Annotated in this window: 1 protein-coding gene; it reads left to right on the forward strand. The window is 60.3% G+C overall.

The window, feature by feature from the left end; all coding sequences use genetic code 11:
• Nucleotides 1-327: CPBP family intramembrane glutamic endopeptidase (locus IFS44_RS21765; protein ID WP_192100243.1), on the forward strand; the 327-nt coding region annotated here is incomplete at its 5' end.
• Nucleotides 328-355: the final 28 nt, after the last annotated feature.

Below are 355 nucleotides of genomic sequence, written 5' to 3' on the forward strand. Positions count from 1 at the left end.
AGCCTTAATGCCGGTTTCAGTGAAGAGCTGTTCTTCCGGCTGGCGCTTCCGCTGCTGCTCCTACAGGTCACGGGCTCGCTTGCGGTCTCGCTGGTGGTGTCAGCGTTGGGCTTCGGCCTGGCGCACGCGCACTATGGCTTAAAGGGGATGCTCGCCACCACGGCTGCGGGCGCGCTGTTGACGGTTTACTACCTTCATCATGGATCGTTGATGCGGGTCATGATCGCCCACGCGATCATTGATATAATCGCCTTCTTCATCCGCCCTGCGATCGGGGACTGGATGATCTCGCGTAAAGCGCCGATGTGGGCCGTCGCGGCCTCGTAAGGAGACGGTCACCTGAACTGTACGAGCA

The sequence above is a fragment of the Sphingomonas sp. CFBP 13706 genome (assembly GCF_014842355.1).
Lineage (GTDB): Bacteria > Pseudomonadota > Alphaproteobacteria > Sphingomonadales > Sphingomonadaceae > Sphingomonas > Sphingomonas aerolata.